At 35.7% G+C, this 18,003-nt stretch carries 21 protein-coding genes; 6 read left to right on the top strand and 15 right to left on the bottom strand.

What is annotated here, in order from left to right:
• Positions 1 to 18 precede the first annotated feature (18 nt).
• The 3 genes from pyc to QRY57_RS19510 form a co-directional block, all read right to left on the bottom strand.
• Positions 19 to 3,465, bottom strand: coding sequence for a pyruvate carboxylase (gene pyc / locus QRY57_RS19500; RefSeq protein WP_286015902.1), 3,447 nt, complete (start codon positions 3,463 to 3,465; stop codon positions 19 to 21).
• Positions 3,466 to 3,794: 329 nt separating this feature from the next.
• On the bottom strand, positions 3,795 to 4,976 hold the full coding sequence (locus QRY57_RS19505; RefSeq protein WP_026590211.1) for an FtsW/RodA/SpoVE family cell cycle protein: 1,182 nt from the start codon (positions 4,974 to 4,976) through the stop codon (positions 3,795 to 3,797).
• A 123-nt stretch (positions 4,977 to 5,099) separates the two neighbouring features.
• Positions 5,100 to 5,387, bottom strand: a complete 288-nt coding sequence (locus QRY57_RS19510) for an Fpa/YlaN family protein (RefSeq protein WP_026590210.1) — start codon at positions 5,385 to 5,387, stop codon at positions 5,100 to 5,102.
• Between the two features lie 153 nt (positions 5,388 to 5,540).
• Between QRY57_RS19510 and QRY57_RS19515 the strand changes: the two genes are divergently transcribed.
• Positions 5,541 to 6,038, top strand: coding sequence for a molybdopterin-binding protein (locus tag QRY57_RS19515; protein ID WP_286015903.1), 498 nt, complete (start codon positions 5,541 to 5,543; stop codon positions 6,036 to 6,038).
• 131 nt (positions 6,039 to 6,169) lie between these two features.
• On the opposite strand, the gene QRY57_RS19520 is transcribed toward QRY57_RS19515, so the two are convergent.
• Together QRY57_RS19520 and QRY57_RS19525 are read right to left on the bottom strand one after the other, a co-directional pair.
• Positions 6,170 to 7,498: a PhoH family protein gene (locus QRY57_RS19520; protein ID WP_026590208.1), complete on the bottom strand. Its 1,329-nt coding sequence runs from the start codon at positions 7,496 to 7,498 to the stop codon at positions 6,170 to 6,172.
• 274 nt (positions 7,499 to 7,772) lie between these two features.
• A complete protein-coding gene (locus tag QRY57_RS19525) occupies positions 7,773 to 8,228 on the bottom strand; it encodes a pyridoxamine 5'-phosphate oxidase family protein (RefSeq protein WP_286015904.1) in 456 nt (151 codons plus the stop codon).
• Positions 8,229 to 8,370: 142 nt separating this feature from the next.
• Here QRY57_RS19525 and QRY57_RS19530 point away from each other — a divergent pair, with 142 nt between their 5' ends.
• A complete protein-coding gene (locus QRY57_RS19530) occupies positions 8,371 to 8,571 on the top strand; it encodes a YlaI family protein (protein WP_208017065.1) in 201 nt (66 codons plus the stop codon).
• A 36-nt stretch (positions 8,572 to 8,607) separates the two neighbouring features.
• Here the strand turns inward: QRY57_RS19530 and QRY57_RS19535 are convergent, their stop codons facing one another.
• From QRY57_RS19535 to typA, 3 genes are all read right to left on the bottom strand, one after another.
• Complete coding sequence (locus QRY57_RS19535) at positions 8,608 to 8,883, bottom strand: hypothetical protein (protein ID WP_026590205.1); 276 nt, start codon at positions 8,881 to 8,883, stop codon at positions 8,608 to 8,610.
• 11 nt (positions 8,884 to 8,894) lie between these two features.
• Positions 8,895 to 9,197: a YlaH-like family protein gene (locus tag QRY57_RS19540; RefSeq protein WP_286015905.1), complete on the bottom strand. Its 303-nt coding sequence runs from the start codon at positions 9,195 to 9,197 to the stop codon at positions 8,895 to 8,897.
• Positions 9,198 to 9,412: 215 nt separating this feature from the next.
• Complete coding sequence (gene typA, locus QRY57_RS19545; RefSeq protein ID WP_026590203.1) at positions 9,413 to 11,257, bottom strand: translational GTPase TypA; 1,845 nt, start codon at positions 11,255 to 11,257, stop codon at positions 9,413 to 9,415.
• 140 nt (positions 11,258 to 11,397) lie between these two features.
• On the opposite strand from typA, the gene QRY57_RS19550 reads away from it, so the two are divergent.
• Positions 11,398 to 11,577 (top strand): DUF5325 family protein, encoded by a 180-nt coding sequence (locus QRY57_RS19550; protein WP_026590202.1) that lies wholly within the window; start codon positions 11,398 to 11,400, stop codon positions 11,575 to 11,577.
• Positions 11,578 to 11,620: 43 nt separating this feature from the next.
• Here the strand turns inward: QRY57_RS19550 and QRY57_RS19555 are convergent, their stop codons facing one another.
• Both QRY57_RS19555 and QRY57_RS19560 read right to left on the bottom strand, forming a co-directional pair.
• Positions 11,621 to 12,412: an inositol monophosphatase family protein gene (locus QRY57_RS19555; protein ID WP_286015906.1), complete on the bottom strand. Its 792-nt coding sequence runs from the start codon at positions 12,410 to 12,412 to the stop codon at positions 11,621 to 11,623.
• An 88-nt stretch (positions 12,413 to 12,500) separates the two neighbouring features.
• A complete protein-coding gene (locus QRY57_RS19560; RefSeq protein WP_001250169.1) occupies positions 12,501 to 12,689 on the bottom strand; it encodes a YkzI domain-containing protein in 189 nt (62 codons plus the stop codon).
• 207 nt (positions 12,690 to 12,896) lie between these two features.
• Between QRY57_RS19560 and QRY57_RS19565 the strand changes: the two genes are divergently transcribed.
• Positions 12,897 to 13,523 carry a YktB family protein gene (locus tag QRY57_RS19565; RefSeq protein WP_286015907.1) on the top strand — a complete coding sequence of 209 codons (627 nt, stop codon included), beginning with the start codon at positions 12,897 to 12,899 and terminating at the stop codon, positions 13,521 to 13,523.
• Between the two features lie 81 nt (positions 13,524 to 13,604).
• On the opposite strand, the gene QRY57_RS19570 is transcribed toward QRY57_RS19565, so the two are convergent.
• Positions 13,605 to 13,874: a UPF0223 family protein gene (locus QRY57_RS19570; RefSeq protein WP_026590199.1), complete on the bottom strand. Its 270-nt coding sequence runs from the start codon at positions 13,872 to 13,874 to the stop codon at positions 13,605 to 13,607.
• A gap of 595 nt (positions 13,875 to 14,469) precedes the next feature.
• Between QRY57_RS19570 and QRY57_RS19575 the strand changes: the two genes are divergently transcribed.
• Positions 14,470 to 15,942: an aminotransferase class I/II-fold pyridoxal phosphate-dependent enzyme gene (locus tag QRY57_RS19575; protein ID WP_490715731.1), complete on the top strand. Its 1,473-nt coding sequence runs from the start codon at positions 14,470 to 14,472 to the stop codon at positions 15,940 to 15,942.
• Between the two features lie 74 nt (positions 15,943 to 16,016).
• Entirely contained in the window at positions 16,017 to 16,847 is an 831-nt protein-coding gene (locus tag QRY57_RS19580; protein WP_286015909.1) for a protein-glutamine gamma-glutamyltransferase, read from the top strand.
• 37 nt (positions 16,848 to 16,884) lie between these two features.
• On the opposite strand, the gene QRY57_RS19585 is transcribed toward QRY57_RS19580, so the two are convergent.
• From QRY57_RS19585 to QRY57_RS19600, 4 genes are all read right to left on the bottom strand, one after another.
• On the bottom strand, positions 16,885 to 17,016 hold the full coding sequence (locus tag QRY57_RS19585; RefSeq protein WP_090687296.1) for a GapA-binding peptide SR1P: 132 nt from the start codon (positions 17,014 to 17,016) through the stop codon (positions 16,885 to 16,887).
• Between the two features lie 62 nt (positions 17,017 to 17,078).
• Positions 17,079 to 17,210: a GapA-binding peptide SR1P gene (locus QRY57_RS19590; protein WP_026590194.1), complete on the bottom strand. Its 132-nt coding sequence runs from the start codon at positions 17,208 to 17,210 to the stop codon at positions 17,079 to 17,081.
• A gap of 61 nt (positions 17,211 to 17,271) precedes the next feature.
• Positions 17,272 to 17,400, bottom strand: a complete 129-nt coding sequence (locus QRY57_RS19595) for a GapA-binding peptide SR1P (protein WP_000536782.1) — start codon at positions 17,398 to 17,400, stop codon at positions 17,272 to 17,274.
• A gap of 199 nt (positions 17,401 to 17,599) precedes the next feature.
• Positions 17,600 to 17,896 carry a DUF3055 domain-containing protein gene (locus QRY57_RS19600; protein WP_026590193.1) on the bottom strand — a complete coding sequence of 99 codons (297 nt, stop codon included), beginning with the start codon at positions 17,894 to 17,896 and terminating at the stop codon, positions 17,600 to 17,602.
• Between the last annotated feature and the right edge of the window lie 107 nt (positions 17,897 to 18,003).

The following is an 18,003-nucleotide window of genomic DNA, read 5'->3' on the forward strand; positions in this document are numbered from 1 at the left end:
CAGCTCTTTTCCTGATTTTTATTGTTCTAATTCAATAAGTAAATCCCCTGTTTGAATCGCATCGCCATCTTTTACATATACTTTCTTCACTTTTCCATTGAATGGCGCCTGAACCGTTGTTTCCATTTTCATTGCTTCTGTGATTGCCATGGAATCACCTTTTTTCACTTCATCGCCTTCATTTACAACGATTTTAATGACCGTTCCTGGCATTGTTGCACTAATATGATTTGGATTTTCACGGTTTCCTTTCACACGCTGCGCAACCGTTGCTTTAACACTTTCATCTTTCACAACAATTTCACGCGGTTGTCCGTTAAATTCAAAGTAAAGTACACGCGTTCCATCTGGTTGAGGCTCACCAATTGACACTAATTTAACAATTAATGTTTTACCACGTTCAATTTCCACACCAATTTCTTCACCCAATCTCATACCATAGAAGAATGTTGGTGTATCAAGTACAGATACATTTCCATAAAGTCCAGTTACCTTTTGATAATCCATAAATACTTTTGGATATAATGCATATGCAACAACATCAAAAATAGTTACTTCACGTCCAAGTTTATGGAATAACTCTTCTTTTAAAGCATCAAAATCCACTGGTTCTAACAGTTCTCCTGGTCTTACCGTTAATGGCTCTTTTCCTTTTAAAATAATTTTTTGTAATTCTTTTGGGAATCCGCCATATGGTTGTCCAAGATCTCCAGAGAACATCTCTACAACAGAACCTGGGAAATCTAACGCATGTCCCCGTTCAAAAATGTCTTGTTCTGTAAGATGATTTTGCACCATAAATAGTGCCATATCGCCAACAACTTTTGATGATGGTGTTACTTTTACAATATCACCAAACATATCATTTACACGGCGATACATTACTTTTACTTCATCAAATCGATCTCCTAAACCAACCGCTTTCGCTTGTTGCTGAAGGTTACTATATTGACCACCTGGCATTTCATGCATATATACTTCTGTATGCGGTGCATTCATACCACTTTCAAATGGTGCATAATATTTCCGAACATCTTCCCAGTAATGTGAAAGTTTTTCTAATGCATCCACATTCACATCTGGTTGTCTTTCATTTCCACCTAGCGCATAATATAACGTATTTGCACTTGGTTGTGATGTTAGGCCTGCCATTGAGCTTACAGCAACGTCGACAATATCAACACCTGCTTCAATTGCTTTCGTATACGTTAAAACACCATTTCCACTTGTATCATGTGTATGAAGGTGAATCGGAATCGATACCGCTTCTTTTAACGCAGAAACTAAATCGTAAGCTGCATTTGGTTTTAATAATCCAGCCATATCTTTAATACCTAGAATATGCGCTCCTGATGCTTCCAATTCTTTCGCTAAGCTTTTATAATAATTTAAGTCATATTTACTACGCATTGGGTCATGAATATCCCCTGTATAACACATTGTTGCCTCTGCAATTTTGCCACTCTCTCTTACAGCATCAATTGCAACTCTCATACCTTCAACCCAGTTTAAGCTATCAAAAATACGGAATACATCAATACCCGCCTGTGCTGAACATTCCACAAATTTTTGAATTAAATTATCTGGATAGTTTTTATAACCAACTGCATTTGATGAACGAAGAAGCATTTGGAATAAAACATTAGGCATTCTTTCACGAAGCTCTAATAAGCGTTCCCATGGATCTTCTTTTAAGAAACGATACGCAACATCGAATGTTGCACCGCCCCACATTTCCGCTGAGAATAAATTGGGTAACATTCTAGCTGTTGGCTCAGCAACTTGATTTAAATCTTTTGTACGAATACGTGTTGCAAGTAATGATTGATGCGCATCACGGAATGTAGTATCCGTTAATAGTACGCGCTTTTGATCTTGTACCCATTTTACTAGACCATCTGCACCGCGTTCGTCTAAAATTTGTTTCGTTCCATTTGGAACTGATTCAGAATTTTTCAAATTCGGTATACGTGCATCCGGGAAAATCGGTTTTTCTTTCTTACCTACTCCAGGGAAACCATTTACTGTTACTGTACCTACATAACTTAACATCTTCGTCCCACGGTCTTTACGTTTCGGGAAGACGAACAGTTCAGGCGAAGCATCAATAAACGATGTATCATACTCTCCTGATAAAAAGTTTCTATGCTTTACTACATTCTCTAGGAATGGAATATTTGTTTTAATACCACGGATACGGAACTCTTTTAGGTTACGCTCCATCTTTGCAGCTGCTTGTTCAAATGTAAGTGCCCAAGTCGTTACTTTAACAAGTAATGAATCATAATATGGCGTAATAACTGCTCCTTGGAAGCTGTTACCTGTGTCAAGACGAACACCAAAACCGCCACCAGAACGATATGCCATAATTTTTCCTGTATCCGGCATGAAATTATTAAGCGGATCTTCCGTTGTTACACGAGATTGGATTGCATATCCATGTATAACAACATCCTCTTGTTTTGGTACGCTCACTGTTGAACTATGTAAAGAGTGTCCATCAGCAATCAAAATTTGAGACTGAACAATATCAATTCCTGTAATCATTTCTGTAATTGTATGTTCTACTTGAACACGTGGATTTACTTCAATGAAATAAAAGTCATTACCTTTTACAAGGAATTCAACTGTACCAGCATTTAAATAGTTTACGTTTTTCGTTAGCTGTACCGCCGCTTCACAAATACGATGGCGAAGTTCATCTGAAAGCGATACACTTGGCGCAATTTCAACTACTTTTTGATGACGACGTTGTACAGAACAATCGCGTTCGTATAAATGCACAACATTGCCTTCTTCATCTGCTAATATTTGTACTTCTATATGTTTAGGTTTTTCAACGAATTTTTCAACATACACTTCATCGTTACCAAAAGCTGCTTTCGCTTCTGATTTTGCACGATCATAAGATTCTTTTAATTCATCACCGCTACGTACAATACGCATACCACGGCCACCACCACCAAGTGATGCTTTAATAATTATCGGGTAATCATACTTCTTAGCAAATTCTTCAACTTCGTCTAGTGAATGAACAGGTCCATCGCTACCAGGAATAACTGGAATATTTGCTAATTGTGCTTGTTTTCTTGCTTTTACTTTATCTCCAAACATATCTAAATGTTTACTTTGTGGTCCGATAAAGATAATCCCTTCTTCTTCACAACGTCTAGCAAATTGGATGTTTTCTGACAAGAATCCATATCCAGGGTGAATCGCGTCCACATGGTTGCTTTTCGCAATCTCAATAATACCTTCAATATCAAGATAAGCATCGATTGGCTTTTTGCCTTCCCCCACTAAATAAGATTCATCTGCTTTATAGCGATGGTAAGAACCACTATCCTCTTTTGAATAAATTGCAACTGTCTTTAATCCAAGTTCTGAACAAGCCCTGAATACACGAATTGCAATTTCTCCACGGTTAGCTACTAATACTTTTTGAATACGTTGCAGCTTTGACATGATTTTCCCCCTCTACTTTCCTACCACTCTAGAGATTAAATAGGCACACGCTCTAAAAAGCGTGAAGTTCTTCACTTTCTTTTCTAAATTATACTTGGAAAGCTTCACTTTATTTTTATACATCATACCTTATTTTTCAACAAATGATAAGTTTTCTAATCAATTTGTTTCACAAAAATAGTATAGCACAACTCTTCCTTTTCTAACAGTTTTAATGTATATCACATTCAGATAAATATGACACACTATTCTTATTAAAACTTCACAAAGTATAGCTCATTATGACACCATAATAAAAAGGCTTTGTGTCATCAAACACAAAGCCTTTTTTATTTTACAACAACAAGATGTGGCTCACCCTGTTCTTTTTTCTCATATACTTCTTTTTGTTGCTTCTCTTGTCGTTTCACGTAACTACCTATATTTATCAATATACCCATTGCAATTAAGTTCGCCATTAAAGAACTACCACCATAACTGATAAATGGTAAAGGTACACCAGTAAGAGGTATTAGCCCCGTCATACCACCAACAATAACAAATGTTTGTATCCCAATCAGACTAGCAATACCAATTGCAATTAAACTTCCAAATGGATCTTTGCACTTTTGAGCAATTCGCAATGCCCGAATAATAATAAGTAGCAAACTAATTAAAACAATCGCTACACCGATAAAGCCAAGTTCCTCAGATATAATCGCCATAATAAAGTCTGTATGTGGTTCAGGTAAATAACCGAATTTTTGTATACTGTTACTAAGTCCTCTACCATTTAGACCGCCTGATGCAATTGCAATAAAGGAATTCACCAGCTGATATCCATCATGTTGAGTATCTTCAAATGGATTTAAAAACGCTGTAAAACGTGCCTTCTGATAATCTTCCAATGCATAGTTTCCAAATAAGTATAAAAGCGGAATCCATACAATTGCACTTAATGCAATACGCTTTATCCACTTGTTAATCGGAACCCCCGAACAAAGGAACATAATTCCAACAATACCTATGATTAACAAAACTGTACCTAAGTCATTTTGTTTTAGAATTAAAAATACTATTAATCCTATAAATAGAATTGTACCTGCTGATCCTTTCCATACTGAAGTATCTGTTTCTTGCCTTCTTGCAAAGAAACGTGCAAGTACGATAATGATAGCTATTTTAACAAATTCAGCCGGCTGTATACCAAACACCCAAGCTTGCGCACCATTTGCTTTCGTTCCAAGTAACAAAGATAACGAAAGCAAACCAATACTTCCTATCATCATTAGTAATAAAATAATTCTTTTTCTCCAAAACTGGTATGGAATCACAGCGATTATCCCTAATCCAAATACTGTACCTATTCCTAATGCTAGTAGTTGCTTATAAAAAAAGTAATTAGCCGGTTTCTCATATTTTGTAACCGCTAAAATAGAGCTAGAACTGTATACCATTACAACTCCCAGTACACATAAAATAACAAGAGGAAGCAATAATGAATAATCCATTGACTTCCATACTTTTTTCATTCAATATCCTCTTTCTGTTTTCAGTTTAATTGTTGTATTCCATATGTATCGCCATTCTTCCTGCTTTATTATACAAATAAAAAGCTCAAACTTAGTCAGTTTGAGCCCGCTTATTTGAACCCTTTATTGTTGTTTGTTTGTAAATGCTTCATGAAGTGCTGATAATTCCCGTTCGAGCTCTCCTAGCATTTCTTTCCCTTGCTCTTCTGGAATAAGACCAAGACGAACCGCAAAGTCAACTTCACGGGATAGTCCAAACATTTGCGTGTCAAGCACTTCTTCATATAATGGACATTGCGGCATCGTAAGGTGGTCCATTTGCACCTTAATAAGTCTTAAAATCTTCTCCGCATCCGCTTGTAGAAGGGCAAGTGCCTTTTCCTGATGATTTGCTACTGTCTCAGACGCCAAATTGATTCCCTCCGTTTCCGTCCTACTCTCCTATCCTATCTATTAATATTAGCGATAGTTTTAATAAATTGCAATAGAAACATTTTTTGTGACAATCATGTCTAATACTATTATACTGAAAAGTGGGAGCATAATACAAATGGGGGAACAACAATGAGTGAAATTTTATTTATAAATGGAAACGTACGCTTTCCGATCACACTTGACCCAAGCGTTTGGATTTTTGATGATCGAAAAGTAGATTTAACAACTTATTTCACCGAAACAAAAGAAGAAAAATCAGAATTAGAAGACTATCTCAAGCATACTTCCGAACACTGGGATCGCGAAATTCGTGATGGTGCCGCTTTTCCGCCTATACAACAAAGCGTAAAAAAATTTAAAAAAGAACAGCTTATCACAGGAACGTTTGGCATACCACTTCATCCCTTTTTCAAAAATGCTGAGATTGCAGCAGAAGCAACACATGTTGAAATCCATACATTGCATGATTCCATCACACTTTCATTAGAAGAAGCAAACAATGCTATTCTTGGATTTTCAAAAGATGGAAAACCATTGCGAGAAGATGGACCTGTTCACCTTTACTTTGGTGATGGCTCTAATATAAACAATCCAATTCGAAATATCCGTAAGTTTACAATTATTTAAAAAAAGGAGTGGGCAAAAGCCACTCCTTTTTTTAGCCTTTTACTATCAGTAATATTTCTATCTCAAAATTCCACACATGCAATACAGTTAGACGCAAGCTAATAAATCCCCTTACTGATTAAAGTTCCACTTTATAATAAGTCCGCCGCTAATTGTGCTAAATTAGAGCGTTCTCCTTTTACAAACTTTACATGTCCACTAATTTTTTGTTCTTTAAATTTCTCTACAACATAGGTTAGACCATTATTATATTCATCTAGGTAAGGGTGATCAATTTGTTGCGGATCTCCCATTAATACAATTTTACTTTTTTCTCCAACCCTTGTTAATATTGTTTTCACTTCATGTTTCGTTAAATTTTGTGCTTCATCAATAATAATAAATTGATCTGGAATACTTCGTCCTCGTATATAAGTAAGTGCCTCTACTTCAATTGAACCCATTCCTGCTAAAATCGCATCTAATTCACCAGGTTTTTTTGTATTAAATAAATACTCTAGATTATCGAAAATTGGCTGCATCCACGGTCTTAATTTCTCTTCTTTTTCTCCCGGTAAATAACCGATATCCTTGCCGACTGGAACAATGGGCCGGGCAACAAGGAGTTTTTTATACAACCCTAAATCTTCGGTCTGCATAAGACCAGCAGCTAACGCAAGTAAAGTTTTACCAGTTCCTGCTTTTCCTGTTAACGTTACGAGTGGAATATCTTCACGAAGCAACAATTCTAATCCCATAATTTGCTGCACATTCCGCGGGCGTATTCCCCAAACTTGCTCATTATGAAAAATAAGTTTCTTCACCTTTTTCCCTGAATAATCAACAATTCCAAGCGCAGAACTAGAACCACCTAATGCATCTTTCATCACAATAAACTGATTTGGATAAAATGGATGATTTGCAATTTCTGATAAAGGAAGTTCTCCTTTTTCATAATAATAATTTAACTGTTCTTTTGATATGTAGCCTTCTAAAAAACCTGAATATATATTGTCCACTTCAATTACACGATCACTTAAATAATCCTCAGCTTGTAAGCCAAGAGCATCTGCTTTTACTCTTACAAGCACATCTTTACTTACTAAAACAACAGACTTTCCATCCTCTTTCTCTTGTTCTTCTAAAAATATATTTTTCGCAACAGCTAAAATGCGATTATCGTTTGTTTTTTCAACAAAAATATCTTGTAGTTGAACAAATGAGCGATGGTTTAATTCAATACGAAATGTCCCTCCATTTTCAAGCGGAATACTCTCATGCAATTTTCCTAATTCACGAAATTTATCTATCAGTTTAGATACATAACGAGCATTTCGTCCAACTTCATCCATGTAACGTTTTTTCGAATCAACCTCTTCTAATACAACTGCTGGAATCACTACCTCATTTGTTTCAAAAGAAAAAATAGATAAAGGATCCTGCAAAAGTACATTCGTATCTAACACATAAATTTTATCCAACCTGTTACCCCCTGACTCCACTTTTAAATTTGTAGAACAAGGGTTTCATCCATGATTATGATATGGACGAACCATTGTTATAATTATATGTAATGTATTAACGAGGTAGAATCTAAATTCATATAAATTAAAACTTTTCTCAATCATTTTTTTCATTTATAACTAGGTATCCTATTCATCAAAATTTATGTTTGAACATGGAACAAAGGTTACCTATTCACCCAGATTAAAATAGCAGTAAAAGGATGAACAACCATAGTACTCATCTACTTTTCTACAATCCTTTCATTGCCGTTAAAACTTGGTTATCAAGTTTTTCAGCAGCACGAAGATCATAAGTTTTTTCATACGCTGGTTCCAAAGCAAGCTTTGCTCCATAAAACATAACATCACGCACTTCTTGAACAGATACTTCTACTATAGTTAACTTAAGAGGAATTCCTTCCATTCTATCCGTTAAAATCTTTGCTTCACCGCTAATGGAAAATACAGATTCATTCGCCATTACAGTGAGTACAAGCCCCGCATGATGGCGTAAATTTTCCGCAATACGAGATCGCCGATCAACTGCAAACCGAATACGTGTCTCATTCATTGCATATACCCATGAAATAGCACTTACATTTGGAACAGCCTTTTCAAAATCAATTGTTGCAATTGTTATAATACGTCCTTCACGTAAAGATTGAACTAAAGAATCTGTCAATGTAGGTTCTACTACATTTGCCATATTTCCACCTCCAAAATTTTATTTATCTTAATGATAACTTATTTTTCGAATTGCGAAAATATTATTTTTTTCCTCCATAGTTCAAAAATATCAAATTTACATGCTATACTTATATCGATAGAATTTGTATTGAGGTGACGAAATGAGAGTCAAATGTATGCTTTGTGATAAAAAAGAAGAGTTAGATGACGAAAATCCTATGGCCAAAAGGCTTCGTAACCGTCCTATTCATACATATATGTGCATGGAATGCACAGAACGTATTGCAGAACGTACAATGGAACGCCATGCAACCGGAAAATTCCACCTATATCGTGATAAAACAGTAGAAGATGAGTGGTAAACTGTCAAATAAGTCCTTAATCATTCGGATGAGGACTTATTTATATTTCTCCGGCTCTTGTCTCATTTGATCTAAGAAACAATCTATAAGCTCTACTGGAAATCTTGTAGAATGTTTTTCTCCGCCTCGTTTATATGTAACTAAATACATATCTTCTTTCTTTTCCACTTCCACATCACTTAATTGATGATCTTCATGCAACATATCATGAAACAGCAAATATGTTTCTTGTGCAGCTGCATCATTGGGTCTTGCTTCCGCAACCGTTTTAATCGTTAACCAATTATATAATGTATCTTGTACAGAGCGCATAAAGAACCTCCTTAACTTACTCTTTGTTGCTTTGCTTGACGTAAACGTAATCTATAAATTCCTAGTACAATTGCGGCTACAACAAGTCCTTCTCCCACCGGCAACAAAACTCCTAAAAAAGTTAAGACTGTACATCCTAACGCCAGCGCCACATACACCACAATATTTTTTAATAGCGATAACTTCCTAGCAAACCCTAAATTATATACAAGGGCACTTAAAAGAATCATTGTGCCATATAAAAGCCACATCCCTATTTCTGGATTCGTATCTACATTATATAATTTTGCGAAAAATGACATTCTCTTTAGCATTATACTCCCCCCTTATTTTGCAAAGATGAACGAAAACAACCCATATGAGTCCAATCCACTAACTAGTAGTACCTTGATTCTTACTTTTTAAATTTTATTTTCCCTACTATAAGAGTACCTTGCAGAAAAACTACTGTCTAGATAAAAGAGTAAATTTTCTAAAAAAATAAACAAAACAAAAAGCTGCCTTTTTTAAAAAGGCAGCTTCATATTTTTTACGCTTCTACAGATTTCTTTTTCTTAGCAGCTCTTTCGCGCTCACTCTTATCAAGAATCTTTTTACGAAGACGAATTGATTCTGGAGTTACTTCACAGAACTCATCATCGTTTAAGTACTCTAATGACTCTTCTAAAGTCATTAAGCGTGGTTTTTTCATTGTTGAAGTTTGATCTTTCGTCGCAGAACGAATGTTAGTTTGTTGTTTCATTTTTACAACGTTAACTGTTAAATCATTCTCACGTGTATGTTCTCCGACAATCATACCAGCATATACTTCTGTACCTGGTTCAACGAAGATTACACCGCGGTCTTCAACTTGCATAATACCGTATTGTGATGCTTTTCCTGTTTCAAGTGAAACTAGAACACCTTGACGACGTCCACCAACTTGTCCAGCATGTACTGGCTGGTAGCAATCGAATGTATGGTTTAAAATACCGTAACCACGAGTTAATGTTAAGAATTCTGTTGTGTAACCAATTAAACCACGTGCTGGAACCATGAAAGTAAGGCGAACTTGACCGTTTCCGTTATTCACCATATCTAACATTTCACCTTTACGTGCACCCATTGATTCCATAATAGAACCAGTGTATTCTTCAGGCACATCGATTTGTACGCGTTCTACAGGCTCACATCTTACGCCATCAACCTCTTTAATAATTACTTCAGGCTTAGATACTTGTAGTTCGTAACCTTCACGGCGCATGTTTTCAATTAAGATAGATAAATGTAATTCTCCACGTCCAGATACAATCCATGCATCAGGAGACTCTGTATTATCAACACGTAAACTTACATCTGTTTCTAATTGTGAACGAAGACGCTCTTCAATTTTACGAGACGTAATGTATTTACCTTCACGACCTGCAAATGGACTATTATTTACAAGGAACGTCATTTGTAGTGTTGGCTCATCAATACGTAATAATGGTAACGCATCTTGATGTTCAACTGGACATACCGTTTCACCAACGTTAATATCTTCCATACCTGAAACTGCTACTAGATCTCCAGCTTTTGCTTCTTCAATTTCTTGGCGTTTTAATCCCATGTAACCAAATAGTTTTGTTACGCGGAATTGTTTTACGCTTCCATCGACCTTCATTAGTGCAACTTGTTGTCCTACTTTCATTGTGCCGCGGAATATACGACCTACCCCGATACGACCTACATAGTCATTATAGTCAAGAAGTGCTACTTGGAATTGAAGTGGCTCTTCGCTGTTATCAACTGGTGCTGGAATATGTTCAATAATTGTATCAAATAATGATTTCATATTCTCTTCTTGATTTGCTGGGTTTGAATCCAAGCTTGCTGTTCCGTTCATTGCCGATGCAAATACAACTGGGAACTCTAATTGATCTTCGTTTGCACCAAGCTCGATAAATAAGTCGATTACTTCATCAACTACTTCATCCGGGCGAGCAAAGTCACGGTCAATTTTGTTTACTACAACGATTGGAGTTAAGTTTTGCTCAAGAGCTTTCTTTAAAACAAATCGCGTTTGTGGCATACAACCTTCATATGCATCAACAACAAGTAAAACACCATCAACCATTTTCATAATACGCTCTACTTCACCACCGAAGTCAGCGTGTCCAGGCGTATCTAAAATGTTAATTCGTTTATCTTCATAATGAATCGCTGTATTTTTTGCTAAAATTGTAATACCGCGTTCTCTTTCTAAATCGTTCGAATCCATTGCACGTTCTTCTACGTGCTCATTTGCACGGAACGTCCCCGCTTGACGTAATAATTGGTCAACAAGTGTTGTTTTACCATGGTCAACGTGGGCGATAATTGCTATATTTCGTAAATCTTGTCGTTTTTTCAACATGTCCAACTCCTAGTGTCTTTTTAATCCTTCTCTATTATAAGAGTGAAGGGGATACAATGGCAATCAAAATAAAATCAAGAATGAAAATATAGTTGTATTCTTACTTTTGTGAAAGTAAAATGAAATTGGAGGGTGAAGATATGGAACAAATTCAGTACCGCTTTTTATTAACAGCTATTATCGGTGTTATTTTCTTAATTGGCATTGGAATTATGATTGCTGAAAATAGTCCCATCGGTATTATTATTTGCATTATCGGCACATTTGTTACAGTTGGATACGGATTTGTAACAAAACGAAAAATGCGTAAATCACAGTAACAGTAAAAAGTAAGAAGCTTTTCGTAGCCTCTTACTTTTTTTGTTACTGTGATACAAATGGTAGTAACTCTTCATATACCCCCGGCTTCGCAACTAATACACTACTTTTTTCTACAATAGAAAGTGCTTTACCAGCAAACGTCGTCACTTTGCCATCGACTTCTTCTACAATAATCAGTCCTCCGCCAAAATCCCAAGGAGATAATCGCGGCGTCACGTAAGCATCTAATCTTCCTGTTGCAACATATACCATTTCTAGTGCTGCGCAACCATATGAGCGTGTTCCTCGTGCTTTTTTCACGAGCTTCATCATTTTTTCCATATTAAGTAATGGATTATCAGTAAGCCACGTAGCATTTAAAGCAATAATCCCGCTTTCTACTGTACCTTTCTCTAAAGTGGGAATGGTTACACCGTTACAAAAGGCTCCTTCCCCCTTTATAGCATGATACAGTTCGTCATGAACCGGATCATAGATGAGGCCGATTTTTCCGATACCGTTCTCATAAATGCCAATTGAAATCGCAAAATTTCTTTTCTGATGAACAAAATTCATCGTACCATCAATTGGATCAATTAACCAAACAACCCCATCCGAAGAAGCAAGCTTATCTCCATATCCCTCTTCTCCTAAAATATAATGGTGTGGGTATGTTTCTTTAATTTTCCCAATCAAAAACTGTTCCGTTTCTCGATCCATATTTGTTACTAGGTCAGCTGCATTTGATTTCGTCTCCACAATAAGCGTCTTTTGCAATGATGCCATTAAACGCTCACCAGCTTCTTGAATCCACTGTTTTGCATGTGTATCGATTTCTTTCCATACCTCTTGCATGTTTAAACACTCCGATCTACACTGTTCACAGAAAAAACGAACCCTTTATAAGGTTCGCACCAACTTAATTTTTATACATATACTATTATTACGCTTCTAAACGGATCATTTCAAGTCTTAGCACTTCTAGCTTTTGCACGCACTCTTCTTTTTTCTGATTGTCATTTTCCATCATTGCATCATATAGCGTTGCTAATTCATAATCTAACTCCAATCTTAGCACCGGAATTCTTTTTTCAGCATCTGTTCTCTTTAACGCGTTAATCACCTGTCTCATTTTTATTGCCTCCTCCCAATATTCGTCTGCCCTCGGACTAGAATTAACTTAATTTTCTGATTTTTTGTTTTATACTATACTATGTTGGATAAATCATCTATGCAACAAAATTATATTTTTTTACTGAAGTTTTTTTGTACTGTTTTTTTTATGAATTGTACAAGCTATGCTAAAATAAAAAACAAACTAGGAGTTGGAGGAACTATCATGACATTACAAACATTTAAATCAACTGACTTTGCTGTCTTTGCAGTTGATGGTCTCGAAGAACGAATGAGTGCTATTAAAACGAATATTCACCCTAAATTAGAAGCTCTAGGCGAGCAATTTTCTCATTATTTATCAGAACAAACTGGGGAAACTTTTTTCTATCATGTTGCAAAACATGCACGACGTAAAGTCAATCCACCAAACGATACTTGGGTTGCTTTTTCAACAAATAAACGCGGATATAAAATGCTTCCACATTTTCAAATTGGTTTATGGGGTACCCATGCTTTTATATACTTTGGTTTAATTTATGAGTGTCCACAAAAAGTGGAAGCGGCTCGTGCCTTCTTAGAACATTTAAATGATTTAAAAACAAATATACCAAATGACTTCGTTTGGTCCATTGACCATACCAAACCAGCTGTAAAATCGCATAACTCACTTGAAACAAATGACTTACAAAAAATGATTGAACGCCTAGCGACTATAAAAAAAGCAGAGTTACTAGTTGGTATTCACATTTCTCCAGAAGAGTGCTCAACACTCGATGATGAACAATTTCTTGAGAAGATACAAACTACGATGCACTCACTCCTTCCTTTATATAAAATTTGCAATCGATAGTAAGAAAACGGACAATTTATATTGTCCGTTTTAAGTTGTTATCCCATTATAGCACTTAGAATTTGATTTTTCAAAATCTTTTTACATTTTCACAATCTTTTGTTCTTCTACTTCTTTCGCCTTTTGAATCGCTCGGTATATAGAGTAACCACTTACTTCTTGAAACTCTTTATCAATTTTTTTCTCTTCCGCTTTCGACGGCACAATTTCTTTAAAACGGCGATATAATCTCATCAATTCTTCTCTGATGATACCTTTTTCATACGCCTTTTCAATTGCCTCATAGAATGTCACAATCGCAATCATCTCATCATTCGACCAATCATAATCAAGTGGATATTGATATTCCATATGTACACCTCTTTCATTTTTACCCTTATTCTCCCTTAAAAATAAACCTTCCATCCTTCTTTATCATAGTCCCTTTTGCATTATACACTATTTCTCTTTTATTATGGCATTGTCTCTCTTCATACCGAAGACAACGAGGCGATGAAAGGCATAGATCTCCTTTCCTTTTTGAAAATAAGCCCCGATAAATTGAAACTTTATTTTTCCTCCATCCTCCTTTATTTTCGCTGATTTTTGAGATGAGGATATTACTGAACGCGAATAGAAATATAACTTCCATTGACGGAATTCTACGTATCTCCTCGCTTTCTCAGAACTTTAAGTTAAAACTTTACTGCGCACGAATAACGGCATACAAATTATTACTAATTATGCATATAATAAAAATAATAGTTTTTTCTATACATATATAATCATTGGTGATATAATGCTTTTGTTTTATTGAAAATAAAGTGAAACTTCCATTTGGTAAGTAGAACAAGTCAAGTTCTTATAGACAGTTATATAACTATATAGGGGAAATAACTTTCTTACTGAACAAGATACACATAAAACAACTCATAATAAATATTACGAAGAAGAAGGGGTGTATAGATTGTCCCAATACAAAACACCATTGTTTACCGCTTTAGTAGAGCACAGCAAGCGAAATCCAATTCAATTTCATATCCCAGGTCATAAAAAAGGACAAGGGATGGACCCAGAATTTCGCGAATTTATTGGGCATAATGCATTAGCAATTGATTTAATTAATATTGCTCCGCTCGATGATTTACATCATCCAAAAGGTATGATTAAAGAAGCTCAAAATTTAGCTGCAACTGCATTCGGTGCAGATCATACCTTCTTTTCAGTTCAAGGTACAAGCGGTGCAATTATGACAATGGTAATGAGCGTTTGTGGCCCAGGAGATAAAATTCTTGTACCACGAAACGTTCATAAATCTGTAATGTCAGCCATTATTTTCTCAGGTGCAAAACCAATTTTCATTCATCCTGAAATCGATCCGAAGCTCGGTATTTCACATGGGATTACGATTCAATCTGTAAAAAAAGCACTCGAGGAACATTCAGATGCAAAAGGGTTACTCGTTATTAATCCAACATACTTTGGATTCGCCGCAGACTTGCAGCATATTGTAGAATTAGCTCATTCCTATGAAATACCTGTATTAGTTGATGAAGCTCATGGTGTTCATATTCATTTCCATGACGAATTACCAATGTCAGCTATGCAAGCTGGTGCAGATATGGCAGCGACAAGTGTTCATAAGCTCGGAGGTTCATTAACACAAAGTTCCATTCTAAATGTCAAAGAAGGCCTTGTGAATGTAAAACATGTTCAATCGATTATTAGCATGCTTACAACAACATCAACTTCCTATATTCTATTAGCTTCTTTAGACGTCGCAAGAAAACGTCTTGCGACTGAAGGAAAAGAATTAATCACAAAAACAATTCAGTTAGCCGAACATGTACGCTGTACGATAAATGAGATTGAAAATCTATATTGCCCTGGTAAAGAAATGTTAGGTATGGATGCAACATTCAGCTATGATCCAACAAAACTGATTGTATCTGTCAAGGATTTAGGCATTACAGGTCACGAAGCAGAATTATGGTTAAGAGAACATTACAACATTGAAGTCGAGCTTTCAGACTTATATAACATTCTATGTCTTGTGACATTGGGAGATACAGAGGTCGAAACTAATATTCTTATTGAGGCCTTACGAGAACTAGCAACTACCTTTAAAGATAGAGCGGACAAAGGTGTTCAAATACAAGTTGAAATTCCAGAAATCCCTGTACTTGCCCTCTCTCCTCGGGATGCTTTTTACTCAGAAGCAGAAGTCATCCCATTTGAAGAAGCTGCTGGTCGCATTATAGCAGATTTTGTTATGGTTTATCCGCCAGGTATTCCAATCTTCACCCCTGGCGAAATCATTACGCAAGAAAATCTAGACTACATTAATAAAAACCTAGATGCTGGCTTACCAGTACAAGGTCCTGAAGATATGACACTCCAAACACTACGCGTTATTAAAGAATACAAGCCTATCAGTTGATAGGCTTTTTTTCACCATTTTTTCTTTTACTCATACGATACTAAAGAATGTAACTTATAGGTGGGGATACAATTATGATTGTGATTGGTCGTTCTATTGTACATCCTTATATCACGAGTGAAAATGAACAGTTCGCTACTGAGAAACAACAAATATTGGCCATTATGGCTGGAAATCAGGAAGTATATTCATTCCGAACAACTGATGAACTCAGCTTTGATCTAAATTTACGAATTCATATCATTACATCCTCCTTAGAACTCTTTCAAAGTGGATTACAGTTCCGTACATTCCAAGAGTCCTATTGTAACCCTGAATTTTGGCAAAGGACACCACTAGGAGGATTTCAATTACTTCCAAATAGACCACCCTCGGTCGCGATACGAGATATTTTTAAAGATGGAAAAAAGTATGGAACAGAATGTGCAACAGCAATGATTATTATTTTTTACAAAGCACTTTTAGCTCTATATGATGAGCAAACTTTTAACCGCTTATTCGCAAACCTTCTACTATATACATGGGATTATGATCGAGATTTAAAACTGGTGACAAAAAACGGTGGGGATATCGTTCCTGGCGATCTTGTTTACTTTAAAAATCCACAAGTGAATCCAGCTTCAGTTGAATGGCAAGGAGAAAATGCCATTTATTTAGGTAATTTCTTTTTTTATGGGCACGGTGTAGGAGTACAAACAAAGGAACAAATCATTTATCTATTAAATGAACGAAGAATTCCCTATGCCTTTATCTCAGCATATTTAACAGATTTTATTACCCGCATAGATAGTCGCCTCATGAGCCAACATGCTTCTGCTAATACCCTACAAACCACATTCAAATTCATTCCCATTCGAGATGATGCAATTGTTGCAACGGTTGGCCACACAACTACAATCTATTAAAAAAACGCCTGCAAAAAATATGCAGGCGTTTTTTTAATTATTGGGCTTTTGTATGCTCTTTGTGACCACATTCGCAATGAGATCCACATTTCCCGTAAAGTACTGTTGTCTTTTCATCTTCAAAGTGTGCAATTGTTCCTTCACAAACTTGACATACGATTGTTCCCATTTTTCATTTCCCCCTGAGTTTGAATTATGATTGAAAACCTTTATATTTACACGTTCTATATATTACTGAACTTTTGTATGTTCTTTGTGACCACATTCGCAATGAGATTCACATTTCCCGTAAAGTACCGTTGTTTTTTCATCTTCAAAGTGTGCGATTGTTCCTTCACAAACTTGACATACGATTGTTCCCATTTTTCATTTCCCCCTAAGTTTATGGTCCTAAAAACTTTTTCAGCTAGAATATTCCTATATATTACTGGGCTTTTGTATGCTCCTTGTGATCACATCCGCAAGATCCGCATTTCCCGTAAAGTACTGTTACTTTCTCATCCTCGAAGTGTGCAATTGTACTTTCACAATCTTGACATACGATTGTTCCCATTTTTTTATTTCCCCCTAAGTTTATAATCCCAAAAACTTTTTTGTAACCGCTTAACTTTCTGTCTTTATTTTAATATGTTATACTTTTTACGTCAATAGGTTTTTAGTATAACACATTAAAAAAATTAACTTTATATTAGTATGAGACAATAACATGAAAAAACAGTCATATCTTAATAAGTACGACTGTTTCCTTTTATTTATTCTTCATATTCAGCATGTAAGGAAGTAGGTGGTACAAGAAACTTAAAGAATTGTGCTAGGTCATTCGCTTCCTCCTCTGATTGTAATTTAAAGACCTGTTGTAAATGTTGAACATTATCTACATCGTCTTGTCCTAGTAAAGTTGCTCTCCCTGTTTGCATGCAAACAACAAGAGGTTTTCCAAAAAACATATTTGTATAAATAACACCAAAATCATAGCGGTTTTCATGTGTCATAAATCCCAAAAATCGTACCTTCACACTCTCATGCTCATCATACAATTTTTCAAACATTTTCTTCCTCCTTTCCTCACAACACTTTCTACCGTATATATTAAACAAAAAAAGGAAAGAACCTTTTTAATTGTCAAAAAATTTACAACAGTGTTAAAATGTCTGTA

The sequence above is a fragment of the Bacillus arachidis genome, from assembly GCF_030285945.1.
Classification (GTDB): Bacteria; Bacillota; Bacilli; order Bacillales; family Bacillaceae_G; genus Bacillus_A; species Bacillus_A arachidis.